The 19,431-nt window shown below is 44.4% G+C and carries 17 protein-coding genes and 2 pseudogenes; 18 read left to right on the top strand and 1 reads right to left on the bottom strand.

What is annotated here, in order from left to right; translation table 11 throughout:
• Window positions 1–23: 23 nt before the first annotated feature.
• The 5 genes from ACHBIE_RS02010 to holA all read left to right on the top strand — a co-directional run bounded on the left by ACHBIE_RS02010 (window position 24) and on the right by holA (window position 6,351).
• On the top strand, window positions 24–293 hold the full coding sequence (locus tag ACHBIE_RS02010) for a nucleoside-diphosphate kinase (protein ID WP_394732599.1): 270 nt from the start codon (window positions 24–26) through the stop codon (window positions 291–293).
• A gap of 121 nt (window positions 294–414) precedes the next feature.
• Window positions 415–798, top strand: coding sequence for a PH domain-containing protein (locus tag ACHBIE_RS02015; RefSeq protein WP_024397275.1), 384 nt, complete (start codon window positions 415–417; stop codon window positions 796–798).
• A 240-nt stretch (window positions 799–1,038) separates the two neighbouring features.
• Window positions 1,039–3,819 carry an LD-carboxypeptidase LdcB/DacB gene (gene ldcB, locus ACHBIE_RS02020; RefSeq protein ID WP_394732600.1) on the top strand — a complete coding sequence of 927 codons (2,781 nt, stop codon included), beginning with the start codon at window positions 1,039–1,041 and terminating at the stop codon, window positions 3,817–3,819.
• A gap of 124 nt (window positions 3,820–3,943) precedes the next feature.
• Window positions 3,944–5,257, top strand: a complete 1,314-nt coding sequence (locus tag ACHBIE_RS02025) for a serine hydrolase (RefSeq protein ID WP_394732601.1) — start codon at window positions 3,944–3,946, stop codon at window positions 5,255–5,257.
• Between the two features lie 62 nt (window positions 5,258–5,319).
• The gene (holA, locus tag ACHBIE_RS02030; RefSeq protein WP_394732602.1) at window positions 5,320–6,351 is read left to right on the top strand and encodes a DNA polymerase III subunit delta; all 1,032 of its coding nucleotides are present in this window, start codon (window positions 5,320–5,322) and stop codon (window positions 6,349–6,351) included.
• Window positions 6,352–6,460: 109 nt separating this feature from the next.
• Here holA and ACHBIE_RS02035 read toward each other — a convergent pair whose 3' ends face one another.
• Window positions 6,461–6,568 carry a putative holin-like toxin gene (locus ACHBIE_RS02035; protein WP_209306925.1) on the bottom strand — a complete coding sequence of 36 codons (108 nt, stop codon included), beginning with the start codon at window positions 6,566–6,568 and terminating at the stop codon, window positions 6,461–6,463.
• 273 nt (window positions 6,569–6,841) lie between these two features.
• On the opposite strand from ACHBIE_RS02035, the gene sodA reads away from it, so the two are divergent.
• The 13 genes and pseudogenes from sodA to ACHBIE_RS02100 all read left to right on the top strand — a co-directional run bounded on the left by sodA (window position 6,842) and on the right by ACHBIE_RS02100 (window position 19,386).
• Window positions 6,842–7,447 (top strand): superoxide dismutase SodA, encoded by a 606-nt coding sequence (gene sodA / locus ACHBIE_RS02040; RefSeq protein WP_105160439.1) that lies wholly within the window; start codon window positions 6,842–6,844, stop codon window positions 7,445–7,447.
• Between the two features lie 247 nt (window positions 7,448–7,694).
• The gene (locus ACHBIE_RS02045; protein WP_394732627.1) at window positions 7,695–9,764 is read left to right on the top strand and encodes a 5'-nucleotidase C-terminal domain-containing protein; all 2,070 of its coding nucleotides are present in this window, start codon (window positions 7,695–7,697) and stop codon (window positions 9,762–9,764) included.
• A gap of 177 nt (window positions 9,765–9,941) precedes the next feature.
• Window positions 9,942–10,628 (top strand): annotated as a pseudogene (locus tag ACHBIE_RS02050) (Crp/Fnr family transcriptional regulator).
• A 223-nt stretch (window positions 10,629–10,851) separates the two neighbouring features.
• A pseudogene (locus tag ACHBIE_RS02055) lies at window positions 10,852–10,956 on the top strand (YSIRK-type signal peptide-containing protein); the annotation flags it as partial.
• A gap of 50 nt (window positions 10,957–11,006) precedes the next feature.
• The gene (locus tag ACHBIE_RS02060; RefSeq protein ID WP_269088497.1) at window positions 11,007–11,138 is read left to right on the top strand and encodes a hypothetical protein; all 132 of its coding nucleotides are present in this window, start codon (window positions 11,007–11,009) and stop codon (window positions 11,136–11,138) included.
• A 14-nt stretch (window positions 11,139–11,152) separates the two neighbouring features.
• Window positions 11,153–11,326 (top strand): hypothetical protein, encoded by a 174-nt coding sequence (locus ACHBIE_RS02065; RefSeq protein ID WP_161943368.1) that lies wholly within the window; start codon window positions 11,153–11,155, stop codon window positions 11,324–11,326.
• Between the two features lie 33 nt (window positions 11,327–11,359).
• Window positions 11,360–11,938, top strand: coding sequence for an LPXTG cell wall anchor domain-containing protein (locus tag ACHBIE_RS02070; RefSeq protein WP_330835977.1), 579 nt, complete (start codon window positions 11,360–11,362; stop codon window positions 11,936–11,938).
• A gap of 424 nt (window positions 11,939–12,362) precedes the next feature.
• A complete protein-coding gene (gene arcA, locus ACHBIE_RS02075; RefSeq protein ID WP_394732603.1) occupies window positions 12,363–13,592 on the top strand; it encodes an arginine deiminase in 1,230 nt (409 codons plus the stop codon).
• A gap of 1 nt (window position 13,593) precedes the next feature.
• A complete protein-coding gene (locus ACHBIE_RS02080; RefSeq protein ID WP_394732604.1) occupies window positions 13,594–14,040 on the top strand; it encodes a GNAT family N-acetyltransferase in 447 nt (148 codons plus the stop codon).
• A gap of 134 nt (window positions 14,041–14,174) precedes the next feature.
• On the top strand, window positions 14,175–15,188 hold the full coding sequence (argF, locus tag ACHBIE_RS02085) for an ornithine carbamoyltransferase (protein ID WP_105122807.1): 1,014 nt from the start codon (window positions 14,175–14,177) through the stop codon (window positions 15,186–15,188).
• A gap of 171 nt (window positions 15,189–15,359) precedes the next feature.
• A complete protein-coding gene (arcC, locus tag ACHBIE_RS02090) occupies window positions 15,360–16,307 on the top strand; it encodes a carbamate kinase (RefSeq protein ID WP_105122808.1) in 948 nt (315 codons plus the stop codon).
• 139 nt (window positions 16,308–16,446) lie between these two features.
• Window positions 16,447–17,568 carry an aminotransferase gene (locus tag ACHBIE_RS02095; protein ID WP_105122809.1) on the top strand — a complete coding sequence of 374 codons (1,122 nt, stop codon included), beginning with the start codon at window positions 16,447–16,449 and terminating at the stop codon, window positions 17,566–17,568.
• 315 nt (window positions 17,569–17,883) lie between these two features.
• Window positions 17,884–19,386: a YfcC family protein gene (locus ACHBIE_RS02100; protein ID WP_105122810.1), complete on the top strand. Its 1,503-nt coding sequence runs from the start codon at window positions 17,884–17,886 to the stop codon at window positions 19,384–19,386.
• Window positions 19,387–19,431 lie beyond the last annotated feature (45 nt).

The following is a 19,431-nucleotide window of genomic DNA, read 5'->3' on the forward strand; positions in this document are numbered from 1 at the left end:
AACCTGTAAAATGGAGGTGATTTATGGAACGTATATTTTTCATTATTAAACCAGATGCTGTCCAGCATGGGCTGGTGGGGCAGATGATTTCCCGCATCGAGCACCGTGGCTTTACCATTTCTGATTTGAAAATGATGACGGCGACGGAAGACTTGATTGCCGCCCACTATGACCATTTGACGGACAAACCATTTTTCCCGCAATTGGTGGACTATATGACCAGTGGACTGCTGATTGCTGGTATCGGGTTATTTGTGATATTATTGATGATGAATTGGTTGTACTTGTGGTGACTGTTGGCTATCGTCGTGATGTTTATTAAGTTTGACAGCAGCAAAAACTCTTCTGGGGTTTTTGCTTTTTTTATTCCACATTTTTCGGTAAAATAAGGAAAAGTAAAAAAGGAGTAAACACATGGGTTTGTTTTCAGGTTTGATGGGCAATGCCTCGCAGATGAATAATGACAAGGTAGAGCAAGAGTTGGCAGATATCCTTTTGGATGCGGAACAGGTAGAAATGGCCTTTAGTTTGGTTCGCGACCTAATTGTCTTTACCGAGTATCGGTTGATTTTGGTGGATAAGCAAGGTATGTCGGGCAAAAAAGTGTCCTACAAGTCCATTCCCTATCGTTCCATTTCTCGCTTTACGGTCGAAACCTCTGGACATTTTGACCTGGATGCGGAGTTGAAAATATGGATTTCTTCAGCAGCAGAGCCAGCAGAGACTCTGCAATTTAAGAGCGACAAGTCCGTCATTGCTATTCAAAAGGCCTTGGCGTCTGCTGTTTTAGGTAAATAGATAAATGTAGAAAGTGATTTTTGGGTCACTTTCTATTTTTTTATAAAAAATTTAACATTTTCCAGATTTTTTGAGAAATTTTGCGAATTGATAGGTGAAGGGATATTTTGTAATGGTCTGATTATGACAAATGTTACAAAAATATTTCAAAATATTACGTTTTTGTTTTTATTTTTACAAAACCTATGTTATAATAAAAATATATGTAAGTGAAAATAATTACAAAGGAGGATTAGAAAAATGAATAAACGTTGGTACACTAAGCAAGAGAATCGTTTCTCCATTCGCAAATATTCTGTTGGTGCAGCTTCTGTCTTGCTTGCAACCCTTTCTTTTATGTCTAGCCAAATTGCAGCTGCTGATGAGATTCAGTCAACGCCGCCTAGTGAAGAAAATCCAGTTCTTGTTAGTCCTCCGATTGTGACTAGAGAGGTAGTTGAAATTATTTCGGAGACTACAAGTGCCAGCGTGGCTACAAGCAGCCTAGGGACACAGACGGAGGCTACTGTGACTGAAGTTCCGACTGTTCAAGTACCAGTGCTTCCTAAGCAAGGGACTTATACATTTACTGAAAAGACTGGAATCAAAAATGAACCTGCTATAGCTAGCCCGGATCAATTTTATTATGATAAGGGGCAAAAGGTCATCTATGATAAGGTTATGACAGCGGATGATTATCAGTGGATTTCCTATGTTTCCTTCAGTGGTACTCGTCGTTACGCCCCTATCAATAAGCTAACAAAAACAGAACCAACGCCTACATTAGTTACTGATAAGCCTGTTGAAACTCCGGCAACCAACCAAACTCAAACCGCAGAGACTTCCCTCAAATTAGCTCCTCAAGGTAGCTACACCTTTACCGAGCGTGTAGGTGTCAAACGCGAAGCCAAAATGACCAGTCCAGATGTTGCTTTTTATGATAAGGGTATGAAGGTCAACTATGACAAGGTCATCACCGCTGACAGTCATCAGTGGTTGAGTTACATTTCCTTCGGTGGCGGCCGTTCTTATATTCCAGTGGCTAAAGTTGCACCTGTAAGCACTCCAACCGTTCACAAACCTGCTGAAACTGCCACACCTGTATCAGAACTCCCTAAAGCTGGTACTTATCGTTTTACTCAAGATATGCCTATCCGCAATCAGCCTAAAATGAGTAGCCCAGCGGAATATTTTTATCAAAAAGGTGAGAAAGTCAATTACGATTCAACACTGGTAGCGGATGACCATAATTGGATTTCTTATGTTTCTTACAATGGAACTCGTCGTTACATTGCCATTTCAAAAGTCGCTACACCAGTCACTCCGGTGGTTCAAACTCCACCAACAACCCAAACTGAAACCGCAGAAGCGTTTCTCAAACTGGCTCCACAAGGTAGTTACACCTTTACCGAGCGTGCGGGTGTTAAACGTGAAGCCAAATTGTCTAGCCCAGATGTAGCTTTTTATGATAAGGGTATGAAGGTCAATTATGACAAGATTATCACCGCCGATAATCATCAGTGGTTGAGCTACATTTCCTTCAGCGGCGGTCGTTATTATATTCCAGTGGCTAAGGTTGCACCTGTAACCACTCCAACCGTTCACAAACCTGTTGAAAGTCCAAAACCAGACAAACCAACTGTCACCCCAGTAACATCCCAAACTGAAACCTCAGAAGCGTCTCTCAAATTGGCAGCACAAGGTAGCTACACCTTTACCGAGCGTGTGGGTGTTAAACGTGAAGCCAAATTGTCTAGCCCAGATGTAGCCTTCTATGATAAGGGTATGAAAGTTAACTACGATAAAGTTATCACCGCCGATAATCATCAGTGGCTAAGCTACATTTCCTTCAGCGGCGGTCGTTCTTATATTCCAGTGGCTAAGGTTGCACCTGTAACTGTTGAAAGTCCAAAACCAGACAAACCAACTGTCACCCCAGCAACAACCCAAACTGAAACCGCAGAAGCGTCTCTCAAGCTAGCTCCGCAAGGCACCTACACCTTTACTGAGCGTGTTGGAGTAAAACGCGAAGCCAAAATGACCAGTCCAGATGTTGCCTTTTACAACAAGGGCATGAAGGTCAACTATGACAAGGTTATCACCGCCAATAATCATCAGTGGTTGAGCTACATTTCCTTCAGCGGCGGTCGTTCTTATATCCCAGTGGCTAAGCTGACTGATAAGGCTGACAAACCAGCAGTTTCAAATCTTTCGACTGAGACACAGGCAAATCAAGCCAAGCTTACCTTCAACGGTCAATACTACAGCGTTGATGGCAAGTACGGTCCAGTTATCATTGTCAATAAACAGCATGGGCTGGCTTCCACCTATAACCCAGGTGAGAATCCGACTGCTCGTAACGCTTATCAGAACTTACGCAATGACATGATTCGCCAAGGATTCAACGTTGGCAAGGCCTACAGTGGCTTCCGTAGCTATGAGACCCAGCAGTCTCTCTATCTGAACTATGTTCAACGTGATGGGCAGGCTGCGGCAGATCGTTACTCAGCTCGCCCAGGTCACAGTGAGCACCAGACTGGCTTAGCCTTTGACCTGACTGATGCTTCAGGCGCTTTATTGACAAATAGCAGAGCAGAGCAGTGGCTCAAGGACAATGCCCACAAGTATGGCTTCGTTGTTCGCTACCTACCAGGAAAAGAAGCAGTGACAGGCTACATGTCTGAGCCATGGCATCTCCGTTACGTTGGTAAGGAAGCCAAGGATATTTACCAATCTGGTCTGACTCTTGAGGAATATTACGGTATTCCAGGGGGAGATTATCAGAAGAAACAAACTGTCCAAGCTAATCAAGCTAACAGTGGTACTACAAATGTCGCTGCTCAGCCATTGCCAGCAAAAGGAACCTACCGTTTTACCAAGGGAGCAGTTGTCCGAAACGCAGCAAAATCTACGAGCCCAGCTCTTTACACCTTCGCAGCCGGTGAAAGCATCAATTACGACCGTGTGGTGAAAGAAGACGGTAAAACCTGGTTATCCTATATTGCCTATAGTGGAAATCGTCGCTATGTTCAAATTGCTTAAATGAGCTAGAACCTTTTCCAAAACTCACTTGTTCAGCATAATTCAAGTGAGTTTTTTCATCTCTTTTTACAAATGAGGCTTTTCTATGCTATACTAGTAAGGGTAAATTCGAGACGGAGGAATCATGAAAAAGGTTATTAGTTTAGTATTGTTGGTTTGTTGGTGCTTCACCCCCCTACAGTCTGTTTTGGCTGCAGAGTCAATTGTAGACATTGCCAAGGCGGCAGGTTATCCAGCTAGTGAAGAGACTGCGCCAAAGAGCTCTATTGTTATCAATGCAGACAATGGTCAGATTTTATGGGACGACAATGGAGATTTAGTGCGCGATCCAGCAAGCACGAGCAAGGTAATGGTGGTGTATTTGACTCTAGAAGCCATTAGTCAGGGAAAAATTACCCTAGACACAGAAGTGGTTGCGACAGAGCAAGACCAGGCTATTGCCCAAATCTATGCCTTGAGTAATAATAATATCCTTGCAGGTGTTAGTTACAAAGTCAGAGAGTTGCTGACTATGGCCCTGGTTCCCTCGTCCAATGTGGCGACACTGATGTTGGCACATTTGATTTTTGAAGGGGATGACGCTGGATTCCTTACATTGATGAATGATACGGCCCAGGCTCTGGGAATGAAGAATACGGTATTTTACAACGCGACGGGGGCTATTACAGAGGCCTATGAAGGTTTATATGCTCCGGAGGGAGTTGATCAAAGCCTGGCCAATGAATCAACCGCTAAGGATTTGGCTATTCTTGGCTATCATATGATTAAACGCCACCCAGAGGTTCTGGAATTCACAAATGCGACCAAGGTGACAGTCAAAGAAGGTACTCCGAATGAGGAATCGTTTGAGGCCTATAACCACTCTCTGCCTGGTGATCCTATGGGAATTGAAGGGGTAGACGGTCTGAAAACGGGCTCTAGCCCAAGTGCTGGTTACAATTCGATTGTCACTGCTAAACGGGGTGATACCCGCCTGATTACGGTAGTTCTAGGAGCGAGCGAGTGGGGCGATCCAGAGGGTGAATTTGTTCGTCATTATTATGTCAATGGCCTCTTGGAAAAAAGCTTCGCAGACTACAAACAAGCAACGGTTCTTGAACCTGGGAAACACACTGTAAATGGTGAGGAAATCCGTATTGAACAGCCCTTGACCGGTTTGGTTAAGGAGGGGGAAGAGCCAAGTCTGACGATTGAGAACAATAAGGTCATGCTTGCCAATTCTATTGATTCAAGTAAGGGAGTGGACATTGTCGAAGAAAAACCTGTGGTAGATACGGTTCTTGAAACGACTAGTTCCCTCATTTCCTCTCCGCTAATGCCTTATATCCTCTTGGGACTGGGAATTTTCTTTGGTCTGTTGGTGCTCCTTTTTATCATTTCACGCATCAAGAAAAAACGCCGGAGGGTGCGTGCTGGTGGCCGACGAGGGTCTAGATAGTAAATATGATATCGAGGGGGCTAAGTAAGCCTCCTTTTTCATCTACATGGTATAATATTCCTATGACAGTTATTGAACAGATTGAAACAGTAAAAAAAGATAAATTGGGCTTACTGACGGTGCTCTGCGGTGAGGACGTGGGTCAATACCAGATAGCCAAGGACCGCCTGCTGCAACAGTTGGAGTTTGATCCGGCGGACTTGACCTATGCTTATTTTGATATGTCTGAGGCGGATTACAGCCAGGTGGATTTAGATTTGGTGTCCCTACCCTTTTTCTCGGATGAGAAAGTGGTCATTTTGGATTATTTTGCGGATATTACGTCTGATAAAAAGCGCTATTTGACGGATGATGAGCTCAAGCTTTTTGAGGGGTATTTGGAAAATCCGGTTGAGACGACGCGTTTGGTCATCCTAGCCCCTGGTAAGCTAGATAGCAAGCGCCGTTTGGTGAAAATTCTCAAACGAGATGGACTGATTCTGGAGGCCAATCCTCTCAAGGAAAATGATTTGAAGGCTCATTTTCAGAAAGAAATTGGTCGCCTGGGGCTCAATCTAGATGCCCAGACCTATCACTATCTCTTGGTCAAATCCAATTTTGAATTTGCTGAAGTCAGTAAAAATCTAGTCTTTCTCCAATCCTATAAGGGGCAGGAGCAGATTTCACAGGCGGACATTGATGCGGCTATTCCTAAGACCCTGCAGGATAATATTTTCGACCTGACCCAGCTGGTCCTCCAGTCTAAGATGGATGAGGCAAGGAGCCTGGTGCGGGACTTACGCTTGCAAGGGGAGGATGAGATTAAACTGATTGCGATTATGCTGACCCAGTTTCGAACCTATCTGCAGGTGCAAATCATGCAGGAGCAGGGGCGGAGTGAGCAGCAGATGGTGGCGGAATTGTCTGAGATTTCGGGGCGCAAGGTCAATCCTTATCAGATTAAGTTTGCCCTGCGTGACTCAAGGCATCTGTCGGTAGGCTTTCTCAAGAAGGTGGTGCGCTTGCTGATTGAGACGGATTACCAGATAAAGACTGGAGCCATGGACAAGGATTACCTGTTTGACTTGGCCCTGCTTAAAATCGCTACGAGTTGATTTGAGGCAATGGAGATGATAAAACTTGAAAAAAAGAAGTTATAAGTTATAATAAAAATATAAAAGGAGTTAGCTCCAACTAACTCCTGCGAAAATCCGTTTAAGACGGTTATTTCTTTTTATCTGTAAGCAGGTTTAGCGCTATGACAAGTGTTAATAGGTTGATGGTAAAACCGCCAAACTCTAGCATCACTTGCAAAGCCTCTGCTGTGGACAAAAGTTGTTACTCATTTCTAATAGGATTTTATTGGCTATGTGCATAGGCATCACCGTCCTTTCAAAAATAATTAAAGGGGATTGTAGAAGCAGTCCCTATCTCCCGCCATCACAATTGTAATAACGGGTAGAAAATAGTTATTGATGTTTTACTATCTAATATACTGTCTCACTCTGCTCAAAATCGCTACGTCGTGATTTTCAGACAAATAAATTGAAAAGGCTGCCAGAAAGCGGTAAAATAAAACTATCAAATTGATAGGAGAATTCGATTATGGCAATTATTTTACCAGACCTACCTTACGCTTACGACGCTTTGGAGCCACACATTGATGCAGAGACAATGACGCTTCACCATGACAAGCACCATGCGACTTATGTGGCAAATGCCAATGCAGCGCTTGAGAAGCATCCTGAAATCGGCGAAGACTTGGAAGCTCTTCTTTCAGATGTTGAGTCTATTCCAGCGGACATCCGTCAAGCTTTGATCAACAATGGTGGTGGTCACCTCAACCACGCGCTTTTCTGGGAATTGCTTTCGCCAGAAAAAACAGAAATTTCAGCAGAATTGGCAGCGGACATCGATGCAACATTTGGTTCATTTGATGACTTCAAAGAAGCTTTCACAACTGCAGCAACAACTCGTTTTGGTTCAGGTTGGGCTTTCTTGGTTGTTAACAAAGAAGGCAAGTTGGAAGTTATTTCAACAGCCAACCAAGATACACCGATCATGCAAGGTTTGAAGCCAATCTTGGCCTTGGATGTTTGGGAACATGCCTACTACCTCAACTACCGCAACGTTCGTCCAAACTACATCAAAGCATTCTTTGAAGTCATTAACTGGGACAAAGTAAACGAGCTTTATAAAGCGGCTAAATAACAGACAGAACAAGTGGGGAAACCTGCTTGTTTTTTGTTGTATGATAGTTCATGCTCCTAGAAACAAAATATCGAATGAAATAAGAAATTCACCTCCATTTTCATAATATTTCTGATTTTTTCACTACAATTTCACATAAAGCGAACATTTATCGTTATTTTTATAAAAAACGTTGTTTTATCTTGCCTTTTGCTTAGAATAGGATTATGATAATTATATAAAAATAATATAAGAACAAGGAGTCATTCTGATGAAGAATATTCGTTTGAAGTCTAGTATCTTGGCCTTGGTAGCTGGTTTTAGTGTGGCAGCTACGCAAACCACCCTGGCAGATGAGTTGGCTGTGCAAATCATGGGTGTCAACGATTTCCACGGTGCATTGGATACAACTGGTACAGCTCGTTTGGAGGGGGAAACTGTCCGTAACGCTGGTACAGCGGCCTTGCTAGATACCTACATGGATGATGCTCAAGTAGAATTTGAAGCAGAAGCAACAGCTAAAGAAATTCCAGCGGAATCTATCCGTGTTCAGGCTGGTGATATGGTTGGTGCCAGTCCAGCCAACTCAGGCCTCTTGCAGGATGAGCCAACTGTCAAAGTCTTCAATGAAATTGGCGTTGAATACGGAACCTTGGGTAACCACGAGTTTGACGAAGGTTTGGCAGAATTCGACCGTATCGTGACTGGTCAGGCCCCAGAAGCTGGAAAATTCAACCCAATCGTGGATAGTTATGACCGCCAGGCTTCTACGCAGGAAATTGTCATCGCAAACGTGGTAGATAAGGCAACAGGCGAAATTCCATTTGGCTGGAAACCATATGCTATCAAGACCATTCCTGTTAATGACAAAGTTGCCAATATCGGCTTTATCGGTGTGGTAACAACAGAAATTCCAAACCTTGTCTTGAAGGCAAACTACGAACAATATGACTTCCTTGACGAGGCAGAAACCATTGCCAAATATTCTAAGGAATTGAACGACCAAGGTGTCAAGGCGATTGTTGTTCTTGCCCACGTTCCCGCTACAAGTAAGGAAGGTGTGGCAGCTGGTGCAGCAGCGGATATGCTGGAAAAACTCAATAGCCTCTACCTAGAAAACTCAGTGGACCTTGTCTTTGCGGGTCATAACCATGTCGCAGTAAATGGCACAGCGGGCAATACCTTGATTGTCCAAGCAACTTCACAAGGTAAGGCCTTTGCGGATGTTCGTGCTATTTATGAGACAGACATCGCAGACTTTGTGGCTATTCCAACGGCGACTATCAAGGCAGTAGCACCTGACCAAAAAACACCGTCCGCAACCATCCAGGCCATTGTCGATGAGGCAAATACCATCGTCAAACAAGTGACAGACAAGAAAATTGCGACTGCGGCGTCTACAACTGCCATTTCTCGTGATGTTAATAAATTCAATGAAAGTGCAGTCGGAAATCTGGTGACAACTGCCCAGCTGGAAATCGCTAGAAAATCTGGCTACAATGTTGATTTCGCCTTTACAAATAACGGTGGTATCCGTGCAGACTTGGCTGTTCAAGAAGATGGTACAGTGACGTGGGGTGCTGCACAGGCTGTTCAGCCATTTGGTAACATCTTGCAAGTGGTGGAAATGACTGGTGAGCAAATCTATACTGCCCTCAATGAGCAGTATGATGACACGGAAAAATATTTCTTGCAAATCTCTGGCTTGAAATATACCTACACCCATGCGGATAATCCTACAGATGAAGTGCCATACAAGGTTGTCAAAGCCTACACAGCTGATGGGCAAGAATTGGACCCAGCTAAGACCTATACCCTGGTTATCAACGACTTCCTCTTTGGTGGTGGCGATGATTTCTCTATCTTCAAGGAAGCAAAATTGATTGGGGCCATCAATCCAGATACAGAAGTCTTTGTTGAATACCTCTCAGACTTGGAAAAAGCTGGTCAGAAAATCACTGCTCAAATCGATGGTCGTAAGCAATTTATCGAGAAAGAAGAGCCAGCTCCAATTGAGGAAGAAACTTCACCGTCAGACCAAACTCCTCAAGGGGAAACAGAGAAGCCAACCCCAGAAGACCCAACTAATCCAAAACCAGAACAAAAACCAACTCGACCAACTGACCCAATCCTAGACCCAACCACAGAACAAAAACCAACTCGACCAACCGACCCAATCCTAGACCCAACCACAGAACCAAAGCCAACTCTATCTAGCAAGGAAGAGAAAACATTGCCAAACACTGGTCAATCTGACTTGACAGCTCTCCTTATCAGCTTGGGTGGATTGGTATCACTGGGTACAGCTGTTTCAATTAAGCGCAAAGAAGTTCAATAAGCTCCTTACACTTGATAGCAAGCGGGATTCAATCCTGCTTGCTTTTTGTGTATTCCTTTTCAAAATTAAAGATATTTTGATATAATGAATATAGGAGTCGCTAAAAATTAAGCTAAATGACACCGGTGTAACCACGTGGGTGTTCAATAGCCGTAGAGAAATAGGATGAGGAGTGCCATGATTACAACTGACCAGTATATGTACCTGAAAAATCATCCAAGCTTTAATCAGCTGTCCGTGGAGCATTTTGATCAGCTGGCCAAGGAAATCCGGTTTCGGAAGATTCCCAAGGGTCAGGTCATTTTCTATGCGGAAGACAAGCGTGACTATCTCTTTGTCATCGGCAAGGGTTATGCTCGGATTTAGCAGTATGATGAGACGGACACTTACAGCTACCTAGATTACATTCGGCAGGGCGGTTCATTTCCTTTTGGAGATATGTTTCAGGACAAGACCTACCATTATACGGCCATTGCCATCACGGACTTGGAGTACTTTATTATTCCTATGGCTCTTTATGAAAAGTATTCCATGCGCAATCCGAGGCAATTGGTCTATATCAACAGAAAATTGTCCAATATCCTGCGTTTTCAGGAGCTGCGTTTGCGCAATGCCATGGTGTCAAAGGCCAGTAGTCGAGTGGTTCAGGTCCTAGCCTTACTTTACTGGGATATGTGCCGGCGAGAGTCCTTGGAGGATTTACAGTTTGACATTAGTATCCAAGAGATTGCCCGCCTGGAGGCTACGACTAGGGAAACTGCTAGCCATGTCTGCAAGGAATTAAAGGAAGCTGATAAAATCGCTTACGGCCACAAGCGCCTGACCTACAAGGATGTTCCTTTCTTTCTCAAAAGTTTAAATTAGTTGATTCTCCTTCATAGACAAGTCCGTTGGGCTTGTCTTTTAGTTTTTATAAACCATTACATAAAAATAAGAAAATTTCAGTCATATTGCTTGAAAAAAATGAGGGGCAGGTTATACTGGAATAAGTGCATAGTTTAGATGTCCAAACATCCATTCTCCTGTAAATAAATTAGGAGGATGTTTTTTTATGAAACGAAAAAAATCATTCGATTGATACGCAACGAAGCAGAGATTCTCTATTCGTAAGTACCATTTCGGTGTAGCCAGTGTCTTGCTGGGTGTGGCTCTTGCGACCGTTGCGGGTGCAGAGACAGCTTCAGCAAAGTAGACTCTGCTGCAACCAACGCTGAGCTTGTAACAGCTACAGCAGAAACTCCAGTGGCTGAACCAGCTACAACTGACACAGTGACACCTGATTCAGTTGTTGAATCAGTACCAGCAGAAGTGACTGCGGAACCTGTAGTTGAAGCGACATCAGCAGTACCAACTGTTGCGAAACTACAGTTGTAGAACCTGCCCCAGTTGTGGAAGAGGTTGCCCCTGTCGTAGTACGTACAGCTCAAATTGCTTACAAGGTTGTCCAAACAGATATTGAGATAAATACGTCTTACAAGGTTGGTCAAGTAATGAATGCCTCTGTACCAACTACGGAAGCAGTAGCGAGCACAGAAGTTTCTTACACAATCGATCCTTCATAAGTAAGCTCAGGCTATGAACTTGCGGATGGCCAATTGACGACTGTTACCAAGACTATCGTTGAAGGTCAAAACAGCACAAACATCCTTGCTTTCTCAATCGTTAATAAAAAAGAAGAGCTGGCTGGATCAGCAACGACAGGCGAAGCAGCTGCGGATGGCACAACTGGCTTCCGTGCGATGACTGTTCCTGCAGATTCAACATTACCAGGTGAAGGTGGCGATGTCCCAGTTATTCCACACGTTCCAGGTTGTGTTCCGGTTGATCCAGGTACGAATGAGCCGTTGAAACCAGTAAATCCAGAAGATCCATCTAAAGGCTTCATTCCACCGGTTCCAAGCAATCCAGGTGAAGATACACATATTCCTTATGTACCAGTTAAGGATGATGGTCAACCAGGTGAGCCAGGCACTGATGATAAGCCAGGTGGACCAAATGGTGGCGATAACAACCCAGGCGGTAACAACCCAGGTGCCGACACTCCAGCACAACCATTTTCAGCTGGACAATTGCCAAACACTGGTGAATCTTCATCAGAAGCAGGTGTTCTCGGAGCAGCAATGCTGGTTGCAGCCCTTGGCCTTGCAGGCAAACGCCGTCGTCGCGAAGACTAGGCAACAACTTCCCATCTTAGCATGGGGATCATTGAGTAGAGGCAGTCAGCCCTATCTGCTGAGGGCCTCTCCTCTTGATTATATTAAGCTTCTTATGATGTGATTGGAAACGTCCTCCCTCTTAACCAATCGCATCTGTAGGAGATAGACTCTATTGTCAAAACTGACAGGAGAGTTTTTTGTTACTTTTAACAAAAAAATAAATATTGATTAAATCGCTAAAATAGTAGAAATATTGATTATTTGGCCGCATTTTTGCATAAAAATCTACCATGTCTCCTGAAAATGAGAAATTCCTCTCATATTGATTGCTAAAAACTTCATGATTGTATCCGCTTTCTTTGATAAAGTATAGGTGAACAGGCGAGGAAATACTTACTCAACCTTGCCACAAAGAAAAAAATATACAATAGGAGGTACTGAGATGTCTACACATCCAATTCACGTTTTTTCAGAGATTGGTAAACTGAAAAAAGTTATGTTGCACCGGCCAGGTAAGGAACTTGAAAACTTGATGCCGGACTATTTGGAGCGCTTCCTCTTCGATGATATTCCATTCTTAGAGGAAGCTCAGAAGGAGCACGATGCTTTTGCTCAAGCCCTGCGCGATGAAGGAGTAGAGGTTCTCTATCTGGAGCAATTGGCAGCGGAATCCTTGATTAGCCAAGAAGTTAAGGAACAATTCATTGATGAATACCTGAATGAAGCAAATATCCGCGGACGTGCAACCAAAAAAGCCATTCGCAAGATGCTCTTGGCGATTGAGGACAATCGTGAGTTGATTGAAAAGACCATGGCAGGTGTGCAGAAGTGTGAAGTGCCAGCGATGCCTGAGGAAGAAACTGGTTTGACAGACTTGGTAGAATCCAGCTATCCATTTGCCATTGACCCAATACCAAACCTTTATTTCACTCGTGACCCATTTGCGACTATTGGTAATGCAGTGTCTCTTAATCACATGTATGCGGAGACTCGTAACCGTGAAACGCTTTATGGAAAATATATTTTCACCTACCATCCTGACTATGCAGGTAAGGTGCCATTGGTTTACAATCGTGATGAAACCACTCGTATCGAGGGTGGTGACGAGCTTGTCTTGTCTAAAGACTTGTTGGCGGTTGGTATTTCTCAGCGGACAGATGCGGCTTCGATTGAAAAACTGCTCATCAATATCTTTGAACGTGGCGTTGGCTTCAAGAAAGTGATTGCCTTTGAATTTGCCAATAGCCGTAAGTTCATGCACCTGGATACGGTCTTCACCATGGTGGACTATGATAAATTTACCATTCACCCTGAGATTGAAGGAACCCTGCGTGTCTTTTCTGTGACTTATGAAAATGAAACCCTGCACATCGAAGAAGAGCATGGTGATTTAGCGGAAGTATTGGCAAGCAATCTGGGTCTTGAAAAGGTTGATTTGATTCGTTGCGGTGGCGGTGACTTGGTTGCTGCTGGTCGTGAGCAATGGAATGATGGTTCCAATACCTTGACTGTGGCACCTGGTGTGGTTGTTGTTTACAAGCGTAATACCATCACCAATGCGATTTTGGAATCCAAGGGACTTCGCTTGATTAAGGTCAGCGGTAGTGAATTGGTTCGTGGTCGTGGTGGTCCACGTTGTATGTCAATGCCGTTTGAGCGGGAAGATATTTAAGATGAAGAATGAAAAACTTGTGGTCGGCTCGCAGGCCTGGGAACGGGCATGTTCCATCTATGTACGATTCCAAGTTTTTGTCCTGGAGCGCTCGATTCATCTCGAAGATGAATTTGATGGCCATGATCAAGAAGGACGTGTCTATGCGAATCTCTTGATTGGTGAAGAACCTGTCTCAACTGGTCGCTTTCTTCCAATAGGTTCAGGGAGAGCACGGTTGACACGGATTGCTACCTTGGCCAGTCATTGGGGTAAGGGCTATGCTAGAAGTATCATCATGGCCCTGGAAGACTATGCCAGAGAGGCAGGTATTCACCACTTGGATATCCATTCGGAGCTGATGGCTAAGACCTTTTATGAGTCTTTGGGATATGTGGCCAGTTCAGAGCTTTACCAGGAAGATGGGGAATGGTGCCAGACCCTGTCAAAACGATTAGACAATGATTAGAATCTATATTCACAGCTCGGCACCTGAGCTAAGGCTAGTTTTTTACGAAATACAGCCAGTATTCCAGCAAAAAACTATCTCTTATCTACATTTACCTCACTTGTGAATACAGCTTTTTAGAAGAGGAAAGATAAATGACAAATATTTTCAAAGGAAGACATTTCCTAGCAGAAAAAGATTTTACACGTGCAGAATTGGAATGGTTGATTGATTTTGCGGCACACTTGAAGGATTTGAAACAGCGCAATATTCCGCATCGTTATTTGGAAGGGAAAAATATTGCTCTCTTGTTTGAAAAAACGTCCACTCGTACCCGTGCGGCCTTTACAGTAGCTTCCATTGACCTGGGTGCTCATCCAGAATATCTGGGTGCCAACGACATTCAATTGGGCAAGAAAGAGTCAACTGAGGACACCGCAAAAGTTTTGGGCCGGATGTTTGACGGGATTGAATTCCGTGGCTTTAGCCAAAAAATGGTCGAAGAATTGGCAGAATTCTCTGGCGTACCTGTCTGGAATGGCTTGACCGATGCTTGGCATCCAACACAGATGTTGGCCGATTATTTGACCGTCAAGGAAAACTTCGGTAAGTTGGAAGGCGTGACTTTGGTTTACTGTGGCGATGGCCGCAATAACGTTGCTAATTCTCTCTTGGTGACTGGTGCTATTCTGGGTGTTAATGTGCATATTTTCTCACCAAAAGAACTTTTCCCAGATGAAACAGTCGTGGAATTGGCGCAAGGATTTGCCAAGGAAAGTGGCGCGCGTATCCTGATTACGGATGATGCGGACGAAGCAGTTAAGGGCGCAGATGTCCTTTATACGGACGTTTGGGTGTCTATGGGTGAAGAAGCTAAGTTTGAAGAACGGGTGAAAATGCTCAAACCTTACCAAGTTAATATGGATTTGGTGAAAAGAGCTGGCAACGAAAATCTCATCTTCTTGCATTGCTTGCCTGCCTTCCACGATACCAATACCGTTTATGGCAAGGATGTGGCTGAGAAATTTGGCGTAGAAGAAATGGAAGTGACAGACGAAGTTTTCCGCAGCAAATACGCTCGTCATTTTGACCAGGCTGAAAACCGCATGCACACAATCAAAGCAGTCATGGCTGCGACCTTGGGTGATCCATTTGTGCCAAGAGTGTAATATAGAAGTATAAAATTGCTTGCTTGCCAATCTCCGAGATATTGGAGGTTGAGAAGTAGGTTGATGAAATGACAGCAGCAGTGGGTGGGCTGGCTTTTGACGAGTCAGTCCTCCCTTTAAGAGAATCGTGGAAACGGTTTCCTGAATAAAAGAGAGGAGTGATCTTGCTCTATGGCAAATCGTAAAATTGTCGTGGCTTTGGGTGGAAATGCCATTCTATCATCCGATCCATCAGCCCAAGCACAGAAGCAGGCCTTGGTTGACACAGCCAAGCACCTGGTTAAGTTGATAAAAAATGGTGATGACTTAATCATCACACACGGAAATGGTCCGCAGGTAGGCAATCTGCTGTTGCAAAATTTGGCGGCTGATTCTGAGAAAAACCCTGCCTTTCCACTGGATAGCCTGGTGGCCATGACCGAAGGCTCTATCGGCTTTTGGTTGCAAAATGCCCTGGAAAATGAGTTGGTCAAGGAAGGCATTAAGAAGGATGTCGCTTCAGTAGTGACCCAGGTCATTGTTGACAAGGCAGACCCTGCTTTTGAGAATCTGACCAAGCCAATCGGTCCCTTCTATACAGAAGAGGAAGCCAAGGCTGAAGCGGAAAAAACAGGAGCAACCTTTAAGGAAGATGCTGGTCGTGGTTGGCGCAAGGTCGTTGCCTCACCAAAACCAATTGGTATCAAGGAAATCGGCACCATCCGTACCCTCTTGGATGCAGGGGAAGTGATTATTGCTGCAGGTGGCGGTGGTATTCCGGTCATTGAGGAGGCTGATGGCACCTTGACAGGGGTAGAGGCTGTTATTGATAAGGATTTTGCCTCTCAATGTCTGGCTGAACTGGTCGATGCAGATCTCTTTATCGTCCTGACAGGTGTGGACTATGTCTATGTCAACTTTAACAAACCAAATCAAGAGAAGTTGGAGCGCGTGACGGTGGCAGAATTGGAAGAATACATCAAACAAGGCCAATTTGCACCAGGTTCTATGCTGCCTAAGGTAGAGGCGACGATTGCCTTTGTCAATCATAAGCCAAGCTCCCAAGCAGTTATCACCTCTCTTGAAAATCTCGGTGCCTTGATTGAATCAGAAAGTGGCACCATCATTGTCAAAAGTTAAGCAGTAAATGAAAAGGAAGAGAGCCTAGCCAAGGGTAATTGTGAGGACTTGATTTCGGACTATGTTATAATAACAAGGATTGATTCTGGAAATCGGACCTGCTTGTCCGAGCTTCTGGATAGAGAAAAGGGGAAGAAAGATGGACATTCAAGCCTTTGGTGTAGAAGAATGGCTCAATGAGTGGGAAACTCAAGCCAAATATGATATTGCAGGTAGTTCGATTGCTTCAATGACCTTGGAAGAGGTCTTGGCTTTGGGAGATGGCCAGGCGGTAATGGGGGATTTATTGCAAGCCAAGATGAACTACGGCTGGATAGAAGGTTCACCTGCCTTTAAGGAAGAAGTTGCCAAGTTATACGAGACAGTCAGTGTCGACTCGATTCTTCAAACCAATGGTGCGACAGGGGCCAACCACTTGGCCATCTACGCCTTGATCCAGCCAGGAGATCATGTGATTTCTCTCTATCCGTCCTACCAACAGTTGTATGATATTCCTCGTTCTTTTGGGGCGGAGGTAGACTTGTGGCGGATTGATGAGAAGCGTGATTGGTTGCCTGACTTGGAGGACTTGAAGTCCCTCCTTCGGCCAAATACCAAGATGATTTGTATCAATAATGCCAACAATCCGACGGGATCTGTTATGACTAGGGAATTTTTGGAGAAAGTGGTTGAACTGGCTCGGAGTGTGGGTGCCTATATCTTGTCAGATGAGGTCTATCAACCCTTGGAAGAAGGGATGGATGTGCCTGCCATCGTTGATTTGTACGAAAAGGGCATTTCGACCAATAGCCTGTCTAAGACCTATTCCATTCCTGGGATTCGGGTCGGTTGGGTGGCAGCCAACAAGGAATTGTCGGATTTGTTTCGCAAATATCGAGATTACACCATGATTTGTGCTGGTGTGATTGATGATGCCTTGGCGACTCATGTATTGAAAAATAAGGCAGCCATCCTGGAGCGCAATCGCCGTCTGGTAGAAGGCAATCTGCGGATTCTCCAGGATTGGGTAGAACATGAGCCCCATGTGCAACTGGTCTTTCCAAAACAGGTATCAACTTCCTTTATTCGATTGGATATTCCAGAAGATACGGAGAGTTTCTGCCTCCGTATCTTGCAGGAGGAGGGGGTCTTGCTGGTACCGGGCAATCGCTTTGATATGCCGGGCTATGCGCGACTGGGCTATTGTACCCATCGGTCGATTCTCCAAGAAGGCTTAAAGCGCCTGTCTGCCTTCCTGCGTCAGTTTGACGACCTGGATTAACTTTATTCATTTACTTGCTCAAACCTCTTTTGATAAAAGGCTTGGCGATTAGCTTAGAAATCTATTTTCTAAGTCTAAGATTGTTCCAGCCTGTGTATTTGTATGTAGGAATCTGTATTCACAGAGCAGTGCATTTGGCTATGACTGGTTTTCTGTCAATCATCCTAGTTTTTTCAGAATATCTTGTATTCTTGAAGAAATTATCTTGATAAGAAAAACTTTCTGGTCTAAATGTTCCTTGCTTGTGAATAGAGCTTCTAAGTGTTTTTCCTGTGAAAAACAATCATGTAAAAATATATTAGGAGGTTTTTTGCCATGAGCGAAAAAGTAAAAAAAGGCTTTAAAATGCCTTCATCTTACACTATACTCATGCTCATTATTGCCGCGATGGCAGTGATGACCTGGATTATTCCTGCGGGTCAATATCAGGTTGATGATGCGGGAAACTTTATCACAGGCACCTATGAAGCTGTGGACTCAAATCCGCAGGGTATTTGGGATGTCTTTATGGCTCCGGTTCGGGCTATGCTGGGCCACGGAGCAACATCAGCTGCCATTAATGTCTCCTTCTTCATCTTGATGGTGGGGGCTTTCCTGGGAGTTGTGAATGAAACTGGAGCGCTGGACGTAGGGATTGCCTCTATCGTGAAGCACTTCAAGGGCCGTGAAAAATGGTTGATTTACATCCTTATGTTCCTCTTTGCCCTGGGTGGTTCGACCTATGGTATGGGTGAGGAAACCATGGCCTTCTTCCCTCTGTTAATTCCGGTTATGATGGCGGTTGGCTATGATAGTCTGACTGGTGTTGCCATTATCCTCTTGGGTTCACAGATTGGCTGTTTGGCTTCAACGGTCAACCCATTTGCGACTGGTGTGGCATCAGCGGCAGCAGGGGTTTCCATCGCAGATGGTATGATCTGGCGGATTGTATTTTTCATCGTTATCCTCGGTTTAGGCATGTTCTTTGTGGCATCTTATGCGGAAAAAGTGAAAAAGGATCCTACCAAATCACTGGTCTACAACCAGCGTGAAGCAGACATGGAGCATTTCAATGTTAATGCCGACCGTGAGGTCAATAATACCTTGACACCTGCCCAAAAACGCGTGCTGATCCTCTTCTTCCTAACCTTTGTCTTCATGATTTTGAGTTTCATTCCTTGGGAAGACTTGGGCGTGAATTTCTTTACAGATATCAAAGAATGGCTGATTTCCATTCCAGTTCTTGGTCAAATTGTGGGGATTACGACCTATCCATTTGGATGGTGGTACTTCCCAGAAGGTGCTATGCTCTTTGGTGTAGCCGGTGTTATGATTGGTGTTGTCTACGGAATGGAAGAAGAACGCCTGGTCAAATCCTTCTTGAATGGTGCAGCCGACCTGCTCAGCGTTGCCTTGATTTGTGCGGTGGCGCGTGGTATCCAGGTCATTATGAACGATGGTATGATTACAGCTACCATCCTCAACTGGGGTGAAGTTGGTCTGCAAGGCCTATCTCCTCAAGTCTTTATCATCCTGACCTATCTCTTCTATCTGCCAATGTCCTTCTTGATTCCATCAACTTCAGGTTTGGCAGGAGCTTCTATGGGTATCATGGCTCCTTTGGGCGAATTTGTCAATGTGCCTGCTAGCTTGATTATCACAGCCTTCCAGGCAGCGTCTGGTGTCCTTAACCTGGTAGCACCGACATCTGGTATTGTAATGGGTGCCCTGGCTCTAGGACGTATCGAAATTGGTATCTGGTACAAATACGTTGGTAAATTGATTGCCGCTATCATTGTGGCTTCCATCCTCATTCTGGCAGTAGCAACCTTCTTTTAGACTAGGCAATATAGCCAACTACCCATGAATGTTTTCCGACTATCG

The sequence above is a fragment of the Streptococcus sp. A23 genome (genome assembly GCF_043674155.1).
GTDB classification, from domain to species: domain Bacteria; phylum Bacillota; class Bacilli; order Lactobacillales; family Streptococcaceae; genus Streptococcus; species Streptococcus suis_V.